The 19981-nt window shown below is 59.8% G+C and carries 14 protein-coding genes and 1 pseudogene; 4 read left to right on the top strand and 11 right to left on the bottom strand.

Annotated elements, in window-relative coordinates; all coding sequences use genetic code 11:
- Window positions 1–106: 106 nt before the first annotated feature.
- From BK658_RS08955 to BK658_RS08910, 10 genes are all read right to left on the bottom strand, one after another.
- Complete coding sequence (locus BK658_RS08955; RefSeq protein WP_123582002.1) at window positions 107–727, bottom strand: TetR/AcrR family transcriptional regulator; 621 nt, start codon at window positions 725–727, stop codon at window positions 107–109.
- A 62-nt stretch (window positions 728–789) separates the two neighbouring features.
- Entirely contained in the window at window positions 790–2472 is a 1683-nt protein-coding gene (gene phaC / locus BK658_RS08950) for a class II poly(R)-hydroxyalkanoic acid synthase (protein ID WP_123582001.1), read from the bottom strand.
- A 114-nt stretch (window positions 2473–2586) separates the two neighbouring features.
- Window positions 2587–3444, bottom strand: coding sequence for a poly(3-hydroxyalkanoate) depolymerase (gene phaZ / locus BK658_RS08945; protein ID WP_123582000.1), 858 nt, complete (start codon window positions 3442–3444; stop codon window positions 2587–2589).
- 133 nt (window positions 3445–3577) lie between these two features.
- A complete protein-coding gene (gene phaC / locus BK658_RS08940) occupies window positions 3578–5257 on the bottom strand; it encodes a class II poly(R)-hydroxyalkanoic acid synthase (protein ID WP_123581999.1) in 1680 nt (559 codons plus the stop codon).
- A gap of 259 nt (window positions 5258–5516) precedes the next feature.
- A complete protein-coding gene (locus BK658_RS08935; RefSeq protein WP_123581998.1) occupies window positions 5517–5897 on the bottom strand; it encodes a gamma-butyrobetaine hydroxylase family protein in 381 nt (126 codons plus the stop codon).
- Between the two features lie 146 nt (window positions 5898–6043).
- Complete coding sequence (gene hslU, locus BK658_RS08930) at window positions 6044–7384, bottom strand: ATP-dependent protease ATPase subunit HslU (protein ID WP_123581997.1); 1341 nt, start codon at window positions 7382–7384, stop codon at window positions 6044–6046.
- Window positions 7385–7438: 54 nt separating this feature from the next.
- Window positions 7439–7969, bottom strand: a complete 531-nt coding sequence (hslV, locus tag BK658_RS08925) for an ATP-dependent protease subunit HslV (protein WP_007899242.1) — start codon at window positions 7967–7969, stop codon at window positions 7439–7441.
- Window positions 7970–8201: 232 nt separating this feature from the next.
- Window positions 8202–8903 carry an SPOR domain-containing protein gene (locus BK658_RS08920; RefSeq protein WP_123581996.1) on the bottom strand — a complete coding sequence of 234 codons (702 nt, stop codon included), beginning with the start codon at window positions 8901–8903 and terminating at the stop codon, window positions 8202–8204.
- A gap of 1 nt (window position 8904) precedes the next feature.
- Entirely contained in the window at window positions 8905–10641 is a 1737-nt protein-coding gene (gene argS, locus BK658_RS08915; protein ID WP_123581995.1) for an arginine--tRNA ligase, read from the bottom strand.
- Between the two features lie 237 nt (window positions 10642–10878).
- Window positions 10879–13098 carry a primosomal protein N' gene (locus BK658_RS08910; protein WP_123581994.1) on the bottom strand — a complete coding sequence of 740 codons (2220 nt, stop codon included), beginning with the start codon at window positions 13096–13098 and terminating at the stop codon, window positions 10879–10881.
- Window positions 13099–13331: 233 nt separating this feature from the next.
- Here BK658_RS08910 and rpmE point away from each other — a divergent pair, with 233 nt between their 5' ends.
- From rpmE to BK658_RS08890, 4 genes and pseudogenes are all read left to right on the top strand, one after another.
- Entirely contained in the window at window positions 13332–13547 is a 216-nt protein-coding gene (gene rpmE / locus BK658_RS08905) for a 50S ribosomal protein L31 (RefSeq protein ID WP_054595223.1), read from the top strand.
- Between the two features lie 8 nt (window positions 13548–13555).
- Window positions 13556–14363 (top strand): annotated as a pseudogene (locus BK658_RS08900) (thermonuclease family protein).
- A gap of 181 nt (window positions 14364–14544) precedes the next feature.
- A complete protein-coding gene (locus tag BK658_RS08895; RefSeq protein ID WP_054595225.1) occupies window positions 14545–15813 on the top strand; it encodes a malic enzyme-like NAD(P)-binding protein in 1269 nt (422 codons plus the stop codon).
- A gap of 1071 nt (window positions 15814–16884) precedes the next feature.
- On the top strand, window positions 16885–17274 hold the full coding sequence (locus tag BK658_RS08890; RefSeq protein WP_123581993.1) for a DUF6124 family protein: 390 nt from the start codon (window positions 16885–16887) through the stop codon (window positions 17272–17274).
- Window positions 17275–17346: 72 nt separating this feature from the next.
- Here the strand turns inward: BK658_RS08890 and BK658_RS08885 are convergent, their stop codons facing one another.
- On the bottom strand, window positions 17347–19785 hold the full coding sequence (locus BK658_RS08885) for a penicillin-binding protein 1A (RefSeq protein ID WP_404943172.1): 2439 nt from the start codon (window positions 19783–19785) through the stop codon (window positions 17347–17349).
- Window positions 19786–19981: the final 196 nt, after the last annotated feature.

Below are 19981 nucleotides of genomic sequence, written 5' to 3'. Positions count from 1 at the left end.
GGACGCTCCGCGTCCATTGCGGCAGTGACGCAGAGCGTCACTGGCTGCATTCCCACGCGGAGCATGGGAACGATCAACGTCTCAGGCACCTTCGATCAAGCCGAACCTATTCGTGCTCTTCCAGATACTGCAACGCCAACTGCTCGGTTGCGAGTTTTGCCGACGGCGGCAGGTGCGGCGCCACCAGCATCATGATCTGGTAGACCACCACTCGCACTTCGCCTTCGCGATCGAGAATCCGTTGATAGTCCAGGGAAAACAGCAAGGTCATGGTGATCTGTTCCACCAGTTGCCCCAGTGCCTGGGTATCGCTGACCAGTTGCCCCTGAGCCTTCAACTGCGCCAGTAACGAGGCGAGTGTGCGCTTGAGGGCATTGAGCAGATTACGAATGCCCTTGGCCAGTTTCGGCAAGCGCCCGGCCAGGTTCGACAGGTCCTGAAACAGGAAGCGGTAGTGCGCCAGGCGTTCGACGATCAGGTGCAGGAACAGCCAGTAATCCTCCGGTGCCAGTTGCACGTCCGACGGCGGATCGAGCAATGGCGTCAATTCGCTCTGAAAGCGCTCGAACAACCCGAGAATCAGCGGCTCCTTGCCGTGGAAGTGGTAGTAGAGGTTGCCGGGGCTGATACCCAGCTCATTGGCAACTTCCATGGTAGAGACATTCGGCTCGCCCTTTTGGTTGAACAGCAGCAGGGCACATTCAAGAATCCGGTCGCGGGTTTTCATCCAGTCTTCTTAGTGATTCGTCAGGCCACGGCCGACACTTCAGGCCGTGGCGCGGGGAGAGTTCAGCGTACGCGCACGTAGGTGCCTGGCGCCGCCTCCATCGGTGGATAGTTCTGGTTACCAAGGGCCATCAGCGTTTCGCGCTGAGTGCCGGAACGTTCCTGAATCCACACCAGCCACTGGTTCCACCAACTGCCGTCGACGTGTTTGGCGTCGTAGTACCAGGCCCGTGGATCGCTGCTCAATTTCGGGCTCTCGACGTAGTTGGCCTTGGGGTTGCTCGGTGGGTTGAGAATGCTTTGCACGTGGCCGCTGTTGGACAGCACGAAGCGCCGCTCACCGCCCAGCAGCAGTGTCGAGCGGTACACCGCATCCCAAGGTGTGATGTGATCGTTGATCCCGGCGACGCTGAAGCTGTCGACGTTGACCTTCTGCAAGTCGATCGGCGTGCCGCAGACCTCCAGTCCGCCAGGATGGGTCAACGGGTTGTGCTTGAAGAAGTCCAGCAGGTCGCCATGAAAAGCGGCCGGCAGGCGAGTGTTGTCGTTGTTCCAATAGAGAATGTCGAAGGCCGGCGGCTCTTTGCCCAGCAGGTAGTTGTTGACCCAGTAGTTCCAGATCAGGTCGTTGGGGCGCATCCAGGCAAAGACCTTGGCCATGTCGCGACCTTCGAGTACACCTTTCTGGTAGGAGCGACGCTTGGCCGCCTCGAGGGTTTGTTCGTCGGCAAACAGGGTCGCCGGGCTTTCCAGTTCACTGTCGAGCAGGCTCACCAGGTAGGTCGCGCTCGAGACCCGACGCAGTTGCCGCTTGGCTTGCAGATGTCCTTGCAGGGCAGCGATGGTCAGGCCGCCAGCGCAGGCGCCCATCAGGTTGACCTCGCGGCTGCCGCTGATCGCCCGGCAGACATTCAGCGCTTCTTCCAGGGCCTCGACGTAACTCGACAGACCCCATTCGCGATGACGGACATCCGGGTTGCGCCAGCTGACCATGAACACCTGCAGGCCGTTTTTCAGTGCGAACTGGACGAAGCTGTTGTGCGGGCTCAAGTCGAAAATGTAGTACTTGTTGATCTGCGGCGGCACCACGAGTAGCGGCCTCGCGTACTGCTTTTCGCTCATCGGCTTGTACTGCATCAACTCCAGCAGTTCGTTGCGAAACACCACGGCGCCGGTGGTGGTGGCAACCGTTTTGCCGACTTCGAAGGCGTGCCTGGTCACCTGGCTGGGCAGGCCATTGTTGTGCATCAGGTCGTCGAACAGATGGCTGAGACCGCGCACCAGACTTTGGCCGCCGGAGTTGAACAGCTCTTTGATCGCCAGCGGGTTGAGCAACGTGTTGGACGGCGAGACGGCGTCGTTGAGCAGGGTAAAGGCAAAGTGCGCGCGTGCACGGTCATCGGCGGGCATGCCGCTTTCATCGATCCATTTTTTGATCTGCTTCTGCCAGCTCAGGTAAGCCTGAAGGCCGCGTCGGTAAAACGGATTGAGGGCCCAGCTCGGGTCGGCAAAGCGGCTGTCCGAAGGGTTGGGCTGATGCAGGGTCTCGCCCAGTAGTACCCGGCCCAGTTGGCCGCCCAACGCCAGTGCGTGTTTGGCACTCTGTACCGGATGGCGCAAGCCGTGAGCGGCGACACTGCGCAGAGTCGAGAGCAGATCCCGGCCGCGCAGACCGGTGATCGCACTCTGGGCATTGATGAATGCGGCGGGTGGAGGAAAGGCGCCCGGCGCTTTTTTGTCTCGCATGAGTCAACACTCCTTCGTCAAGCCATCAACAAGTACATCAATTCCGAATAGACACCATAGTCGCTTCGGACCTCCCTTGCGGCTTTCGACACGCCTGTCGACATGCGCAGTACGTTATGTGCCGCCGAACGACCCCGGGTGCGGATGCATCACCGCCCGTTGGCGTTCTTCCTGGAGAAATTTCATGATGATCGGAGCGACGGCCTCAGCCCGAGTGATCAGGAATAAATGGCCGTCGTCGATTATGTGTAGCTGGGCATTGGGAATACGCCAGGCGAGTATCCGCATATTGATCAGCGGAATGAGCGGATCATCATCACCGGCCAGCACCAGGGTCGGCTGATTGATCTTGTGCAGCCAGTGAATACTGGTCCAGCCCAGGCCCGCGAATAGCTGCCAGTAGTAGCCAAGCTTGCCCGCCGAACGCACTTTGCTTGCGTGCTCCGCCGCGAGGTTCGGATCACGGCGGAACGAACCACCGTAAATCAGCGGCGCAATGCGAATCACGTGGGATGGCTGGATGTAGCGTCTGGGGCTTGCCATCATCCACAGCACTTTCGGTTTGCCCGGCACCATCACCATGCCCGCCGCCGTCGCTGCCAACACCAGCTTCTTGCAGCGCTCGGGGAAGTCGAAGGCAAACTGTTGGGCGAGTGCCCCGCCCCACGAAACACCGACCACATTGACTTGCCCGTAATCGAGGTAGTCGAGCATTCGTGCGGTCAGCTTGGCCAGGCCGGGAAAGCGATAAGGGTGCCTGGGTGTTGATGAACCGCCGACGCCGGGGACGTCGAAGGCGATCACTTCCAGGTCCGGGTCCAGCGCCTGGACGAATGGAAACACCAGCTCAAGGTTGGCGCCGATGCCGTTGAAAATCAGCAAGGGCGTCAAGTGAGGCTTGCCGGGGCGTACCGCGGTGCGGATGGTTTGACCATCCAGGTCGACAGTACGAAATATGAACGGTTGCGGCATGCTTCAAGCCCTGTGGGTCGATGTCTCATTTTCATTGTGGGAGCGAGCCTGCTCGCGATGACGGCGGCACATTCAACCCTTTTGTTGGTTGTGACACCGCTATCGCGAGCAGGCTCGCTCCCACATGTGTCAGTTAACGTTCATGCACATAAGTCCCTGGTGATGCCTCACCTGCCGCATAGGTCTTGTTGCCGAGTACGGTCGGGGCTTTCTTCAGCTTGCCCGAACGCTCGGCGTGCCAGGCCTGCCAGTGCAGCCACCAGGAGTCAGTGTGCTTGGTTGAGTTTTCCAGCCAGTCATTGGCATGGGCCGGCATGTCGGTGCTGGTCATGTAACGGGATTTCGGGTTGCCCGGCGGGTTCAGAATGCTCTGGATATGGCCGCTGCTGGACAACACGAATTCGACCTTGCCACCGAACAGCTGCGCCGATTTGTAGCACGACTTCCACGGTGTGATGTGGTCGTTGGTGCCTGCCAGGGAATAGACGTCTGCCGTGACCTGCTTGAGGTCGATAGGCGTGCCGCACACTTCCAGTGCATCGGGGCGGATCAGTGGGTTGTTTTTGAACAGTTCGATCAGGTCGCCGTGGAACGCCGCAGGCAGCCGGGTGGTGTCATTGTTCCAGAACAGAATGTCGAAGACTGGCGGCTCGTTGCCCAGCAGGTAGTTGTTGACCCAGTAGTTCCAGATCAGGTCGTTGGGGCGCATCCAGGCGAAGACCTTGGCCATGTCGCGACCTTCAAGCACACCGGCCTGATAGGAATGACGCTTGGCGGCTTCGAGGGTTTGCTCGTCGACGAACAGTGCAACCTGGGAATCAAGGGTGGTGTCGAGCACACTGACCAGCAAGGTTACGGCGTTGACCTTCTTCTCGCCGATCGCAGCGTAATGGCCCAGCAGGGCGGTGCAGGTGATGCCGCCGGAGCAGGCGCCGAGTACGTTCACGTCTTTGCTGCCGGTGATTGCGGTGACCACATCGACCGCTTCCTTGAGCGCTTCGATGTAGGTCGACAAACCCCATTCGCGTTGGGCCTTGGTCGGGTTGCGCCAGCTGACGATGAAGGTCTGCACATTGTTGCGCAGGCAGAAGCGCGCGAGGCTTTTGTCCGGGCTCAGGTCGAAGACGTAGAACTTGTTGATCTGTGGTGGCACCACCAGCAGTGGGCGTTCGTGCACTTGTTCAGTGATTGGCCGGTACTGGATCAGTTCCAGCACATCGTTGCGGAAAACCACCGCGCCTTCGGTGGTGCCCAGGCTCTTGCCGACTTCGAAGGCCCCCATGTTGACCTGGCTCGGCATGCCGCCGTTGTGCACCAGATCCTTGGCCAGGTGCGAGAGGCCATCGAGCAGGCTTTTGCCGCCGGTTTCGAAGAAGCGTTTGACGGCAGCAGGGTTGGCCGCGCTGTTGGTCGGGGCCATGGCCTCGGTCATCAGGTTGATCACGAAGTGTGCGCGGCTGATGTCCTGGGCCGACAGATTGCTTTCGCCAATCCAGTCGTGGAGTTCCTTGCGCCATGCCAGGTAGGTTTGCAGATAACGTTTGTAGAGCGGGTTCTGACTCCACGCCGGATCGTTGAAACGACGGTCATCGCTTTCCGGTTGCAGCTCGGATCTACCGAGCATCACGTTCTTGAGCTCAATGCCAAAGTGCGCGACATGCTTGACGCTGTGGATGGGTTGTTTGATGGCCTGGGTCAGCACCATGCGGGCAGAGGTAAGCAGATCCTTTCGACGCAAGCCGATGACCGGGTTTAGCCCAAGGGTGTTTTCCGAGGCTTGAAGTTTCAGGTCATCGTTATTCTTGTTACTCATCTACGACGCTCCATTGTCCTGAGGCGAGTACCTGAGTCCTGCTGTGTAGTCACACAGCAAATGCCGGGTACACGCTCGGGTGACCGTTAGTTGTACATCGCTGACTTTTTCATTCAGGAGGCGCGCTGCACAGAACTTGCCAGATCCATTGGTTACCCGAGTTTAATTTTTTTCGCAAGCAGGCCGATCCTCGGCACCGCAGCCCAGCATTCAAACAGATGAAATTAGAAAATGCCCTCTAAAGAGCGCGAGCCTTGAGTTAGAGCATCAGTTTGACGACAGACTCGTTTGGATCGCGGGATTTTCCGGCGGCTTTGAGCTCGGCAAGATAATCCTCCCAGAGTGCGTCATATCGTCGCGCCAACTGATAGAGATATTCCCAGGTGAACAGGCCGCTGTCGTGGCCGTCATCGAAGGTCAATTTCAGTGCGTACTGACCGGCCGGTTCTACCTTGTTCAGGCCTACGCCGATCTTGCCAAATTGAAGGATAGGTTTGCCGTGGCCCTGGACCTCGGCGGAAGGAGAGTGCACGCGCAAGAATTCTGCGCTCAGGTGATAGACCTCATCGGGCGCGTATTGCAGCTCCAGGGTTTTTGAGGCTTTGTGCAGTTTGATATCGGTGGGGAGTTTGGTCGTCATGGGGCCGGTAGTCCGTCTTTATGGAGGCCCTTGTGGGAGCGAGCCTGCTCGCGATGGCGGTGTGACATTCAACATCAATGTTGAACGTTATGGCCTCATCGCGAGCAGGCTCGCTCCCACAGGTCCCGTACCACAGTAGAAATGGCTTACAGGATATAACGGGACAGGTCTTCGTTCTGCGCCAATTCGCCGAGGTGGCTGTTGACGTAGTCAGCGTCGATGCGGATCGGCTCTTCGCTGTGGGTGCTGGCCAGATCGCTGGCGCTGAACGACACCTCTTCGAGCAGACGCTCGAGCAGAGTGTGCAGGCGACGGGCACCGATGTTCTCGGTCTTCTCGTTGACCTGCCAGGCGATCTCCGCCACGCGTTTGATGCCGTCGGGCTGGAACTCGATGGTCACGCCTTCGGTTTTCAGCAGGGCGCAATACTGCTCGGTGAGCGATGCATGCGGCTCGCTGAGGATACGCTCGAAGTCTTCCGGCGTGAGGGCCTTGAGTTCGACGCGGATCGGCAGGCGGCCTTGCAGTTCGGGCACCAGATCGCTTGGCTTGCTCAGGTGGAACGCACCGGAAGCGATGAACAGGATGTGGTCGGTTTTGACCATGCCCAGCTTGGTGTTGACCGTGCAGCCTTCGATCAGCGGCAGCAAGTCGCGCTGTACACCTTCGCGGGACACGTCGACGCCACCGGAATTGCCGCGCTTGGCGACCTTGTCGATCTCGTCGATAAACACAATGCCGTGCTGCTCGACCGCTTCCAGGGCCTTGGCCTTGAGCTCTTCGTCATTGACCAGGCGGCTGGCTTCTTCGTCGCGCACCAGTCTCAGCGCTTCCTTGACCTTGAGCTTGCGGTTCTTGCGCGTGCCCTTGCCCATATTGGCAAACAGGCTCTGCAACTGGTTGGTCATTTCTTCCATGCCCGGTGGCGCGGAGATATCGACGCCGGACACTTCGGCGACTTCGATTTCGATCTCCTTGTCATCCAGCTGACCTTCGCGCAGGCGCTTGCGGAACAGTTGGCGGGTGTTGGAGTCCTGGGACGGCGCGGAGTCTTCGTTGCTGAAACCCATGCGTGCCGGTGGCAGCAGTGCATCGAGGATGCGCTCTTCGGCGGCATCTTCGGCGCGATGGCGAACCTTGACCATTTCCTGTTCGCGCAGCAGCTTGATCGCGGCATCGGCGAGGTCGCGAATGATTGACTCGACGTCACGGCCGACATAGCCGACCTCGGTGAACTTGGTCGCTTCAACCTTGATGAACGGCGCGTTGGCGAGTTTGGCCAGGCGACGGGCGATTTCGGTTTTACCGACACCGGTCGGTCCGATCATCAGAATGTTCTTGGGCGTTACTTCAACGCGCAGCTCTTCAGGCAGTTGCATCCGGCGCCAGCGGTTACGCAGGGCGATGGCGACGGCGCGCTTGGCATCGTCCTGGCCGATGATATGGCGACTGAGTTCATGGACGATTTCGCGGGGAGTCATTGGCATAGTAATTGGCGGTCCTCAAGCAAGAATGAGCCGTGGCGCAAGGCCAAGACAGGCTTACTCAGCGAGATCCTGCTCCTCAATGGTGAAGGTGTGATTGGTGAAGACACAGATGTCGCCGGCGATGCCGAGCGCGGTTTCAACGATTTCGCGGGCCGACAGATCGGTTTTCTTCAGCAGGGCGCTGGCTGCGGCCTGAGCGTAACCGCCGCCGGAGCCCATGGCGATCAAGCCTTCTTCAGGTTCGACCACATCGCCGTTACCAGTGATGATCAGGGAAGCGTCTTTGTTGGCGACTGCAAGCATCGCTTCGAGGCGGCTGAGGGAGCGGTCGGTGCGCCATTCTTTGGCGAGTTCGACGGCGGCGCGAACCAGGTGGCCCTGGTGCTTTTCAAGCTGGCCTTCGAAACGTTCGAAGAGGGTAAAGGCGTCAGCGGTGGCGCCAGCAAACCCGGCGATGACCTGACCGTGGTACAGGCGGCGAACTTTCTTCGCGTTGCCTTTCATCACGGTATTGCCGAGAGAAACCTGGCCGTCGCCGCCCATGACGACTTTGCCGTGGCGGCGAACTGAAACGATGGTGGTCAAGGGAAGAGTCTCCACGCAGCGGGGCGAAAATGCCTTATCCCAACTCATATGGGGGTGGTGGGGCGTTTTTCAACTGCGGGAAGTGGCGGGGGACGAGCGGTGTTTGTGGTGATCGTTCCCACGCTCTGCGTGGGAATGCAGCCCGTGACGCTCTGCGTCACTGGACGCGGAGCGTCCCTAGAGGCATTCCCACGCGGGAGCGTGGGAACGATCAGCGACGACCAGGGGAGGATCAGCGGCTTTGGCGTTGTTGTAACAACAGGTTACTGAAACCGCTGCCAGCCAGTTGTTTCTGGGCGGTGGTCAGCTGTTCGCGGTTGCTGAACGGGCCGACCAGCACGCGGTACCAGGTCTCATCCTTCACCGTGCCGGACTCCACCGAAACTGCCTGGCCGAGCAGAATGATCTGCGCACGAACCTTGTCGGCGTCGGCTTCTTTGCGGAAAGAGCCAGCCTGCAGGAAGAACTTGATCACCGGCGCCGCTTTCGCCACGGGTGGCGCTGGCGGCGGCGTAACGCCGCTCAGGGCTGCCTGCGCACGCGCGGTGTCGATCTTCGCTGCTTCTGCCGGGGTTACCGGTGCAACAGGCGCAGTCTGCGGCGTCGGCAGGGTTTTCTCCGGCACGGCATCCGGCGGCACAATGACTTCCGATTCCGGCAGCAAGGTGTAGAAGTCGTACTTCGGCTTCACCGGTTGCGTCGGGCTCGGCGGGGTCTTGTTGGCCTCGGCGATCTTGCTGGCTTTCTGTTGCTCGACCTTCTCGCGCTTGACGCTTTCGCTGCCTTTACCCGGCTCCAGCTTCATCAGGAACACGATGAATGCGCCCACGGTCAGGCCGATGGCCATCCACAGCCATCCTGGAATCGGCTTTTTTGCAGGAGCTTGGTAACGGCTGGCGCCACGCTTTGGTGCTGGTTTTTTCTTGGCAGCCAACTTACATACGCTCCAGAGTTTCCAGACCCAAGAGTTCCAGGCCTTGCTTGAGGGTGCGACCGGTCAATGCGGCGAGGCGCAAGCGGCTTTGCATTTGTGCCGGGGTTTGTGCGCTGAGGATCGGGCAGTTCTCGTAGAAGCTGGAGAACAGACCGGCAACATCGTACAGGTAGGTGCAGAGGATGTGCGGCGTACCTTTTTCGGCGACGTTGTTCAGCACTTCACCGAACTGCGCCAGCTTGGCGGCCAGTTCGTGTTCGTGAATGGCCTCGAGGACGATCTGCCCTTCGACTTCGCTGAAGTCCTTGCCGAGTTTGCGGAAGACGCCAGCCACGCGAGTGTAGGCGTACAGCAGGTACGGCGCGGTGTTGCCTTCGAAGTTCAGCATCAGGTCGAAGTTGAAGCTGTAGTCGCTGGTGCGATGCTTGGACAGGTCGGCGTATTTCACCGCGCCAATGCCCACGACTTTGGCGATGTTGCGCAGGTCGGCTTCGGCCAGCTCAGGGTTCTTTTCCTTCACCAGCGTGTAGGCGCGTTCCTTGGCTTCGTTCAGCAGGTCGATCAGCTTCACGGTGCCGCCATCACGGGTCTTGAACGGACGGCCATCGGCGCCGTTCATGGTGCCGAAGCCCATGTGCTCCATTTCCATTGGATGGGTCACGAAACCGGCCAGGCGAGCCACTTCGAATACCTGCTGGAAGTGCAGGGCCTGACGCTGGTCGACGAAGTACAGCACTCGATCGGCTTTCAGCACGCCGTTACGGTAGCGCACGGCCGCCAGGTCAGTGGTGGCGTAGAGGTAGCCGCCATCGGCCTTGACGATGATCACTGGCAGCGGGTCGCCGTCGGCGTTCTTGAATTCGTCGAGGAACACGCACTGGGCGCCGTTGCTCTCGACCAGCATGCCTTTGGCCTTGAGGTCGTTGACCACGTTGATCAGGTCGTCGTTGTAGGCACTTTCGCCCATCACGTCGGCCATGGTCAGTTTGACGTTCAGCTGTTCATAGATTTTCTGGCAGTGGGACAACGAGATGTCTTTGAACTTGGTCCACAGCGCCAGGCAGTCCGGGTCGCCGGCTTGCAGCTTGACCACCAGGCCACGGGCGCGGTCAGCGAATTCTTCGGATTCGTCGAAGCGCTGCTTGGCGGCGCGGTAGAAATTTTCCAGGTCCGACAGTTCGTCGCTGGTGATCGGGTTTTCTTGCAGGTACGCCATCAGCATGCCGAACTGGGTGCCCCAGTCGCCGACGTGGTTCTGACGTATCACTGTATCGCCGAGGAACTCCAGCACCCGCGCCACGCCGTCGCCGATGATGGTCGAACGCAAGTGACCGACGTGCATCTCTTTGGCCAGGTTCGGCGCCGACAGGTCGACCACGGTGCGCTGCACGGGACCTGCCTTGCGCACGCCGATTTTGGCGTCAGCCAGGGCAGCATCCAGGCGCGAGGCCAGGGCCTGGGTGTTCTGGAAGAAGTTGAGGAAGCCCGGGCCGGCGATTTCGGTTTTGCTGACGTTTTCGTCAACCGGCAGCGCAGCGATGATTTTTTCCGCCAGGTCGCGCGGTTTCATGCCGGCCGGTTTAGCCAGCATCATGGCGATGTTGCTGGCGAAGTCGCCGTGAGTCTTGTCACGGGAGTTCTCCACCTGAATCGCCGGCGTCAGGCCTTCAGGCAACACACCGTCGGTAACGAGTTGGGTGAGGGCTTGCTGGATCAACTGGCGAATGGTGTCTTTCATGGTCTTCTCTTTCAACCGCAGAGCGGCGGCGCATCAATGCGCAGGTGGAAAAACTGGGCATTATCCGTTGCGAAGTCGGGCTTGCCAACCTTAGCAGGCCGGTTATGGATATGTGGTGACTATTCGGCCGTCATCGCGAGCAGGCTCGCTCCCACAGTGGATCTTGGAGGGCTTACATTTCGTGTTCACCACAAACCCCTTGTGGGAGCGAGCTTGCTCGCGATGGCAATCGCCGAATCAATACAAATCGACCGGGTCGACATCCAAAGACCAACGCACCGCCCGCCCGCTCGGCATCTGTTCCAGCGCCAGCAGCCAGGCACTCAGCAGTCGATGCAGCGGTGCCCGAGCGGTGGCTTGCAACAATAATTGCGCACGATAACGTCCAGCCCGACGCTCCATCGGCGCCGGTACCGGGCCGAGCAGTTCGATGCCGGTCAGGGTGTGTTCGGCCAATAATCGCTCTGCCTCGCTGCAGGCTTCATCGAGGAAACTTTCGGCCTGCCCCGGCTTGTGCGCTTCGGCCCGCAATAGCGCCAGGTGCGCGAACGGCGGTAGCCCGGCGGAACGACGTTCGCTCAAGGCCTGCTCGGCAAAGGCGAAATAGCCTTGTTCGGTCAGTTGCACCAACAGCGGGTGGTCAGCCAGATGGGTCTGGATGATCACTTTGCCCGGCTCTTCGGCGCGACCGGCACGTCCCGCCACCTGCACGATCAACTGAGCCATGCGTTCGCTGGCGCGGAAGTCGCCGGAGAACAGTCCGCCGTCGGCATCGAGAATCGACACCAGCGTCACCCGTGGAAAGTGATGCCCTTTGGCGAGCATCTGCGTGCCGACCAAAATGCACGGCTGACCTTTCTGGATGGTCGCGAACAACTGATTCATTGCGTCTTTACGCGAGGTGCTGTCGCGGTCGACCCGCAATACCGGGTAGTCCGGGAACAGAATGCCCAAACGCTCTTCGGCGCGTTCGGTGCCGGCACCCACGGGGCGCAAATCGACTTTGCCGCATTTTGGGCAGTGTCGAGGGACACGCTCGACGTAGCCGCAATGGTGGCAACGCAGCTCGCCGGAGCGCTGGTGCACGGTCATTCGCGCATCGCAGCGCTGGCACTCGGACATCCAGCCGCAGTCGTGACAGAGCAGGGTGGGCGCAAAGCCGCGACGGTTGAGGAATACCAATACTTGCTGGCCGGCGGCGAGGGTCTGGCCGATCGCCTGCTGCATCGGCCCGGAAATACCGCTGTCCAGCGGGCGACTTTTGACGTCCAGCCGCAGGAAACGTGGTTGTTTCGCCCCGCCGGCGCGCTCGTTCAGGCGCAGGAGTCCATAGCGACCGGTGTAGGCGTTGTGCAGGCTTTCCAGTGACGGCGTCGCCGAGCCGAGGACAATCGGGATGTTTTCCTGCCGCGCTCGGACCAATGCCAGATCGCGGGCGTGATAGCGCAAGCCTTCCTGCTGTTTATAAGAGCCGTCGTGCTCTTCATCGATGATGATCAGCCCCGGGTTTTTCATCGGCGTAAACAGCGCCGAGCGGGTGCCGATAATAATGTCGGCCTCGCCATCCCGGGCCGCGAGCCAGGATTCCAGGCGTTCGCGGTCATTGACGGCCGAATGCACCAGGGCAATACGCGCATTGAAGCGCTGTTCGAAGCGCGCCAGGGTCTGCGGCCCGAGGTTGATTTCGGGGATCAGCACCAGCGCCTGCTTGCCGGCCTCAAGGGTTTCGCGGATCAGCTGCAAATAGACTTCGGTCTTGCCGCTGCCGGTGACCCCGGCCAGCAGGAACGCATGGAAACTGTCGAAGCCTGCGCGGATCGCTTCATAAGCGGCGCGCTGCTCCGGGTTCAGCGGCAGCTCCGGTTGCGCCAGCCAGTGTTCGTGACGTTCGCCCGGTGCGTGTTTGCGGATCTCCACTTGCACCAGTTCTTTGGCCAGTAGCAGGTCGAGGCTGTCCTTGCTCAACATCAACTTGCTCAGCAGTTGATGGGCGACGCCATGCGGATGCTGGGCCAGCGTTGCCAAGGCCTCGCGTTGACGCGGAGCACGGGCGATACGCGGATCATCCAGTTTTGCGCCCGGGGCGATCGACCAGAACCGCTCCTGGCGTGCTTCGGCCATTTCACCCTGACGCAACAATACCGGCAGCGCCCAGCTCAAGGTGTCGCCGAGGCTGTGCTGGTAATACTGGGAAGTCCACAGGCACAACTTGAACAGTGCTGCCGGTAGCGGCGGCGTGGCGTCGAGCAGCGCCAGTGCAGGTTTGAGTTTGTCGGCCGGGACTTCGCTGTGGCTGGTGACTTCCACCAGGATCCCGATCATCTCGCGGCGGCCGAACGGCACTCGCAACCGCATGCCCGGATGCAAATGCGCGCGCAGGACTCCCGCCGGGGCACGGTAGTCGAACAGGCGGCGCAGGGGCGAAGGCAGGGCGAGGCGCAAAATGGCGTCGGGCACGCGGGGGGATCTCATTGAGCAGGCGGTAAAGAAGGGCCGGAGCCTAGCAGACGACTGGATTAGTGTCCTCTATTAGGAAAGCGTTCACTCGCCAGAATCGAACAGTCTTTTCTGATGGAGGACACTGTGGACAGCTTGCGTGATTGTAAAGGTCTGGTAGAATCCGCGGCCTAATTACGTGCGGTATTCAACAATAGTGTTGAGTGGCGGCACGCTAGCCCGAGGAAGACACCATGAAAGCCGATATCCATCCAACATACGAAATCACCGCAGTTACCTGCAGCTGTGGCAACAAGTTCGAAACTCGTTCGAACCTGGCCAAGCCTCTGGCGATCGACGTATGCAACGAGTGCCACCCGTTCTACACCGGTAAGCAGAAGACTCTGGATACTGGCGGCCGTGTACAGAAGTTCGCCGATCGTTTCGGTGCTTTTGGCAAAAAAGCCTAAGACTGATCATGTTGGAAAGTCGTTTCGACTTCTCCAGACTGATGAAAAAGGCGCCCCTAGCGGGCGCCTTTTTTATGTCCGCGATTTGGCTCTCCCGCGCTCACGCCCTCTGTCCTGCACCGACCAATCAGCTGGAAGCTGTCAGCGTGCAGCGCGTGGTGGATGGCGACACGGTGCGCCTGAGCGACGGCCGCAGTGTGCGCATGATCGGTTTGAATACCCCGGAACTGGGCAAGAAAGGTCGCTCCGACGAACCTTTCGCCGTGGCTGCACGCACGCGTCTGGAAGCGTTGGTGGCGGCAAGCGACGGACGGTTGGGTTTGCTGGCGGGACAAGAAGGCAAGGATCGTTACGGTCGCACCCTGGCCCATCTCTACAGCGCCAACGGTGACAATCTCGAAGCGCAGATGCTTGCCGAGGGGCTTTGCGGTGGCACCGAACGTCGATTTTGTCAGTTGCCAACAGGCCGCCGAACGCACTGCGCGGCAGGCCCGGCTGGGGTTATGGCGGCAGTCACCTGTGCTGAAAACGGAGCAGATCAGCACTTCGGGTTTTGCTGTGCTTAGTGGCCGTGTGGGCAAGGTTCAGCGCAATCGTGGCGGAATTTGGATCGAGTTGCAGGATTCGGTTGTATTGCACGTTGCACCCAATCTGCTTGGTCAATTCGATCTGGCGGCGCTGGAACGGCTCAACGGCAAGCAGATCGAGGCGCGTGGCTGGGTGCTCGATCGCTCACGGCGCGGTGGTCTGGATTCCGGTCAGGCGCGCTGGTTGTTGCCATTGACCCATCCGGCCATGCTGCAAACAGTGCCGTAAAAAGAAATTGTCGACATTTTTTAAGTCGATTGTGAACAGTTGAGCCCTTGTGTTCCGTGGCTCTTGGCCCAAAGTCGTAGGGTAGGGCGCTTGACAGGGGTGACCGGTCAGTCTTGTGGGGACTTTGCGACGCGAGTATCCTCGGCGGTCCGTCGTTCAACAGTAAAAGCGGAATGCCCACATGTCTGATTTGAAAACTGCCGCTCTCGAATATCACGCCCATCCTCGTCCAGGTAAGCTGAGTGTCGAGCTCACCAAGGCCACCGCTACCGCCCGCGATCTGTCGCTGGCCTACAGCCCCGGCGTAGCCGAACCAGTACGCGAAATCGCCCGCGATCCTGAACTGGCCTACAAATACACCGGCAAGGGCAACCTGGTTGCAGTCATTTCCGATGGCACCGCGATTCTCGGCCTGGGTAACCTTGGCCCATTGGCTTCCAAGCCGGTGATGGAAGGTAAAGGCGTGCTGTTCAAGCGCTTCGCCGGTATCGACGTGTTTGACATCGAAGTCGACTCCGAAAGCCCGCAAGCCTTCATCGACACCGTCAAGCGTATCTCCATCACCTTCGGTGGCATCAACCTGGAAGACATCAAGGCACCAGAGTGCTTTGAGATCGAACGCGCGCTGATCGAGCAGTGCGACATTCCGGTGTTCCACGATGACCAGCACGGCACCGCGATCGTGACCGCTGCCGGCATGATCAACGCCCTGGAAATCGCTGGCAAAACCCTGCCGGAAGCCAAGATCGTCTGCCTGGGTGCTGGCGCTGCCGCTATCTCCTGCATGAAGTTGCTGGTGAGCATGGGCGCCAAGATCGAAAACATCTTCATGGTTGACCGTACCGGCGTGATCCACTCCGAGCGTGACGACCTGAACCAGTACAAGGCTGTCTTCGCCCACGCGACCGACAAACGCACGCTGACTGACGCCCTGAAAGGCGCAGACGTGTTCGTTGGCCTGTCCGGTCCGAACCTGCTGAGCGCTGAAAACCTGATGCTGATGGCGGCCAACCCGATCGTGTTCGCGTGCTCGAACCCTGATCCGGAAATCGCCCCGGAACTGGCTCACGCCACCCGTAACGACGTGATCATGGCGACCGGCCGTTCGGATTACCCGAACCAGGTGAACAACGTATTGGGCTTCCCGTTCATTTTCCGTGGTGCTCTGGACGTTCGCGCCAAGCGCATCAACGAAGAAATGAAAGTGGCTGCGGCCAACGCTCTGCGTGAATTGGCCAAGCTGCCAGTGCCTCAGGAAGTGTGTGACGCTTACGGTGGCATCAAGCTGGAATTCGGTCGTGAGTACATCATTCCGAAGCCAATGGATGCGCGTTTGATCACTGTGATCTCGGATGCTGTGGCCAAGGCTGCGATCGAGACGGGTGTGGCGACTCTGCCGTATCCGAAGAACTACCCGCTGAAAAGCGTGGATGACGTGTTCAACGGCTAAGCCGTTGTAGCGTCCCCAAAAGGCCCCGGCTCTCGCGAGTCGGGGTTTTTTTATGCCTGTTATTTACCGACGCACACTCGATTTACTGTGGGAGCTGGCTTGCCTGCGAAGGCTGCCTGATAGCCGGCCTATCTTTCGCAGATGTACACCAATCAAAATTGTGGGAGCTGGCTTGCCTGCGAAGGCGGCCTGACAGCCGGCCTATCTTTAGCAGATGTACATCAATCAAAACTGTGGGAGCTGGCTTGCCAGCGAAGGCGGCCTGACAGCCGGCCTATCTCCCGCAGGTATACATATCCATTCCTGCGGTAACGGCCACTTAGGGTTTCGCCTGACGGCGACTCACTTTTTTTACAAGCGCCTAAAAAAAGTAAGCAAAAAAACGCTCGCCCCAAGCGTACGGCACCTCGCCTAGGCTCGGCGTTCCCTCGCTCCGGCGTCCATCAGGGGGCATCGCCTACGGTCTGCTTCGCGACGACCTCCTCTCGATGTGTCCGGCTGCGCCGTACGGCGCTGCGCGCCCACCCCCTGATGAACACCTCCACTCGGCCTCCCGATAGGGGCGGGTGGATCAAAAGCAAAGCACGGCGGCCTGACAGCCGGCCTGAGTGGTAGGGGCGTGCACGGCTTTAGATCGTTCCCACGCTCTGCGTGGGAATGCCGCCAGGGACGCTCCGCGTTCCGATTCACAAGCTGACGCGGAGCGTGGGAACGATCATTTGTGTAATGCCCGTAGGATGAGGCCGGAACTTGATGACAGCATCACGGGCAACGTAGAAATCTCCGACAAGTCTTTAAGGTTGCCCCTCGGAAGCGTGGCCTCTAGCCTTTGATCGTCGCTGCCTATTCAGCGATCGGATTTGACCGTCCGTGTAAATCAAGGCGCACCAGCGCCCAAGACCTATTCCAGGCGCTTTTTTTGTGTCTGAGGTATCGTGTCATGGCGGCTGTGCGTGGGACACCTTCGGGTGTGCCGGGTTCCTTGATTCCTGGTCGGTCAACCCGCGTACAGCTGCCACCTTTTCGTTTGACCGCGGACGGTGGTAGCTCCAACAATCAAGGAGCTCCATCATGATCAAAGAAACCCCTAATCCGCCCGAACACGACGACGTCTCCCCCTACGAATCCCTCGATTCAAAAAAACTCCACGACGCCGCCCACCGCGCCCTCGATCATTACCTGAAACCCACGCTCGCCAAACTGCGCTTCAGCGACTTGCGCTCAGACCGCTTGTTCAGCGTTTCGCCCGACGTGGGCCTCGAAAGCCTGTTGGCCAATGCCGCGGAAGACCTGGCCTCAGTCAAGGTCATGGCCGCCGACCTGGCATTCGAGATCGAGGGTTCGCGACGCAGCGTGGCGTTGGCGATTTGCCGAATGGTCGATGGCGCCCTGTTGCTGGTGGACAAGGCGCTGGATGACTACAACCCGTCGGAGTCGGACCAGTTTTACGTCAAAGAGTAGAACCGCGAACTCCAGACGCAAAAAAGCCCCGCCTTCAAATGAAGAGCGGGGCTTTTTGCTGGTGCTGAGCGATCAGAACAGATCGATCGGCGCGGCTTCGTCCGCCGGCAGCGGGCTGCCCGGTGCATTGCCGTTGCCCAGTTCGTTGACCGATGGCGGCGTGTCTTCGGACTTGAACAGTTCGAAGTAGGCGCCTGGCGTGCTTGGGGTGGCCGCACGGCCGCTGACCGGGTCAACCCGCAGGCTGAGGATGCCTTCCGGCTCGGCCTGGGTATGCGGTGGTTTGCCTTTGAGCGCGGCGCTCATGTAGTTCATCCAGATCGGCAGCGCCACGGTGCCGCCGAACTCGCGCTTGCCAAGGCTTTCCGGTTGGTCGAAACCGGTCCAGACCGTGGTCACGTAATCGGCGTTGTAGCCCGAGAACCAGGCATCCTTGGATTCGTTGGTGGTCCCGGTCTTGCCCGCAATATCACTGCGACCCATGGACAGGGCGCGACGCCCGGTACCGAGCTTGATCACGTCTTCGAGCATGCTGTTGAGGATGAACGTGGTGCGCCCGTCGATGATCCGTTCTGCGACTGCTGGTGCTTGTACGGTGGTTTGCGCCGCCGGAGCTTCGCCTGGCGTCGGGTTGACCGTAAACGTGTTGCTCACTGGCGCTGCGATCCCGTTGCTGGCGATATCGCCTTTCGGCACGCTTGGCGGGTTGGCGACGAACAGCGTGTCGCCGTTGCGGCTTTCGATCTTGTCGATGATGTACGGGGTGATCTTGTAGCCGCCGTTGGCAAAGGTGCTCCAGCCTGTGGCGATTTCCATTGGCGTCAGCGTTGCGGTGCCCAGAGCCAGCGACAGGTTGCGCGGCAGGTCCTGCTTGTTGAAGCCGAACTTGCTGATGTAGTCGATGGTGCGATCGACGCCCAGCGCCTGGAGCAGACGGATCGACACCAGGTTGCGCGACTTGTAGAGCGCTTCACGCATGCGGATCGGGCCGAGGAAGGTGTTGGTGTCGTTCTTCGGACGCCAGACCTTGTCCAGGTACTCATCGACGAACACGATCGGTGCGTCGTTTACCAGCGTTGCCGGGGTGTAGCCGTTATCCAGCGCAGCGCTGTAGACGAATGGCTTGAAGCTCGAGCCCGGTTGGCGCTTGGCCTGCATGGCGCGGTTGTAGTTGCTCTGCTCGAACGCGAAGCCGCCAACCAGTGCGCGGATGGCGCCGTTTTGCGGGTCCAGCGAAACCAGTGCGCTTTGGGCAACCGGAATCTGGCTGAACTTCAGGGCGTTGTCCGGTTGGCGCTGTACGCGAATCAGGTCACCGACCTGGGCGACATCCGATGGTTGCTTCGGTACCGGGCCCATGCTGTTGGTGTTCAGGTACGGGCGTGCCCATTTCATGCTGTCCCAGCTGACATGTTCTTCGCCGTTACGGGTCAGGACCTGCACGCCGTTTTTCTCGATCAGGGTGACGATGGCCGGTTCCAGGCCGCTGATGGTGCGCTGCTTGGTCAGTTCTGTGGCCCAGGCGTCGGGCGTCTTGCCCGGCAGGCGGGATTCAGGGCCGCGATAGCCATGACGCTGGTCGTAGGTGATCAAGCCTTCATGAACGGCGGTGTTGGCCATTTCCTGAAGGTTGCTCGGCACGGTAGTGGTGACGCGGAAACCTTCGGTGTAGGCATCGCTGCCATAACGGCCGACCATTTCGGCGCGGGCCATTTCAGCGATGTACGGCGCGTTCACTTCCGGCGTCGGCACGTGATAACTGGCGTTCAATGGCTCGTTGATCGCGGTCTGATACGCCGCTTCGTCGATTTTCCCGAGCTTGTACATGCGCCCCAGGATCCAGTCGCGACGTTCTTTGCTGCGCGCCGGGTTGGCCAGCGGGTTGAAGCGCGAAGGGGCTTTCGGCAGGCCGGCGATCATCGCCATCTGCGCCAGGCTGACGTCGCGAATCGACTTGCCGTAATACACCTGCGCTGCCGCCTCGATGCCGTAGGCGCGGTTGCCCAGATAGATCTTGTTCACGTAGAGCTCAAGGATTTCATCCTTGGTCAGCTGACGCTCGATTTGCAGGGCCAGGAGGATTTCCGTGGTCTTGCGCGAAAAGCTGCGCTCGCTGGTGAGGAAGAAGTTCTTCGCCACCTGCATGGTGATGGTGCTGCCACCGGATTGAATGTGTCCGCTTTTGACCAGCTGGGTCGCGGCACGCATCAGGCTGCTGGGGTCGACGCCATAGTGATTGGCGAAGTTGTCGTCTTCAGCACTGAGTAACGCATTGATGAAATTGGGCGGGATATCGGCGAAGCGGATCGGCGTGCGGCGCATTTCGCCAAACTCGGCGATCAATTTGCCGTCGCTGCTGTAGACCCGCAAAGGAATCTGCAACTGAATGCTTCTCAGCGCCTCCACGGACGGCAATCCCGGACTAAGGTAAAGAAAGGCGCCGCTCAGACCGAGGAGCAGTCCGCAGAAAACGGCGACGATGGACCACCCGAAAAATTTCAGCAGACGAATCAAGGCTTTTGGACATCCAGGATAAAGAATGAATTAGGCGTCAAGGCATTCAAGGCAAGCAAGGGTCGACCCGCGCTTGAGAAAGCGGAAAAAACGCTGGCCATTATAAGCATTTTTCCGCCAAAAGCGCATTTGGCGCCTCTGTCAAGACGCAGCTATTGAACGCAATGAATCATAAAGAGTCCGTAACTCACGG

Origin of the sequence: Pseudomonas brassicacearum (assembly GCF_003732175.1) — a bacterium.
Classification (GTDB): domain Bacteria; phylum Pseudomonadota; class Gammaproteobacteria; order Pseudomonadales; family Pseudomonadaceae; genus Aquipseudomonas; species Aquipseudomonas brassicacearum_G.
Note: the sequence above shows the minus strand (reverse complement) of the source record. Positions and strands in the feature narration are given on the sequence as shown.

Bases quoted from the DNA above. Each gene is read 5' to 3' on its own strand.
- BK658_RS08895 (WP_054595225.1), top strand. From the start codon at position 14,545: ATGTCTGATTTGAAAACTGCCGCTCTCGAATATCACGCCCATCCTCGT.
- hslU (WP_123581997.1), bottom strand. From the start codon at position 7,384: ATGCCAATGACTCCCCGCGAAATCGTCCATGAACTCAGTCGCCATATC.
- phaZ (WP_123582000.1), bottom strand. From the start codon at position 3,444: ATGCCGCAACCGTTCATATTTCGTACTGTCGACCTGGATGGTCAAACC.
- BK658_RS08935 (WP_123581998.1), bottom strand. From the start codon at position 5,897: ATGACGACCAAACTCCCCACCGATATCAAACTGCACAAAGCCTCAAAA.
- rpmE (WP_054595223.1), top strand. From the start codon at position 13,332: ATGAAAGCCGATATCCATCCAACATACGAAATCACCGCAGTTACCTGC.
- phaC (WP_123581999.1), bottom strand. From the start codon at position 5,257: ATGAGTAACAAGAATAACGATGACCTGAAACTTCAAGCCTCGGAAAAC.
- phaC (WP_123582001.1), bottom strand. From the start codon at position 2,472: ATGCGAGACAAAAAAGCGCCGGGCGCCTTTCCTCCACCCGCCGCATTC.
- argS (WP_123581995.1), bottom strand. From the start codon at position 10,641: ATGAAAGACACCATTCGCCAGTTGATCCAGCAAGCCCTCACCCAACTC.
- BK658_RS08955 (WP_123582002.1), bottom strand. From the start codon at position 727: ATGAAAACCCGCGACCGGATTCTTGAATGTGCCCTGCTGCTGTTCAAC.
- BK658_RS08890 (WP_123581993.1), top strand. From the start codon at position 16,885: ATGATCAAAGAAACCCCTAATCCGCCCGAACACGACGACGTCTCCCCC.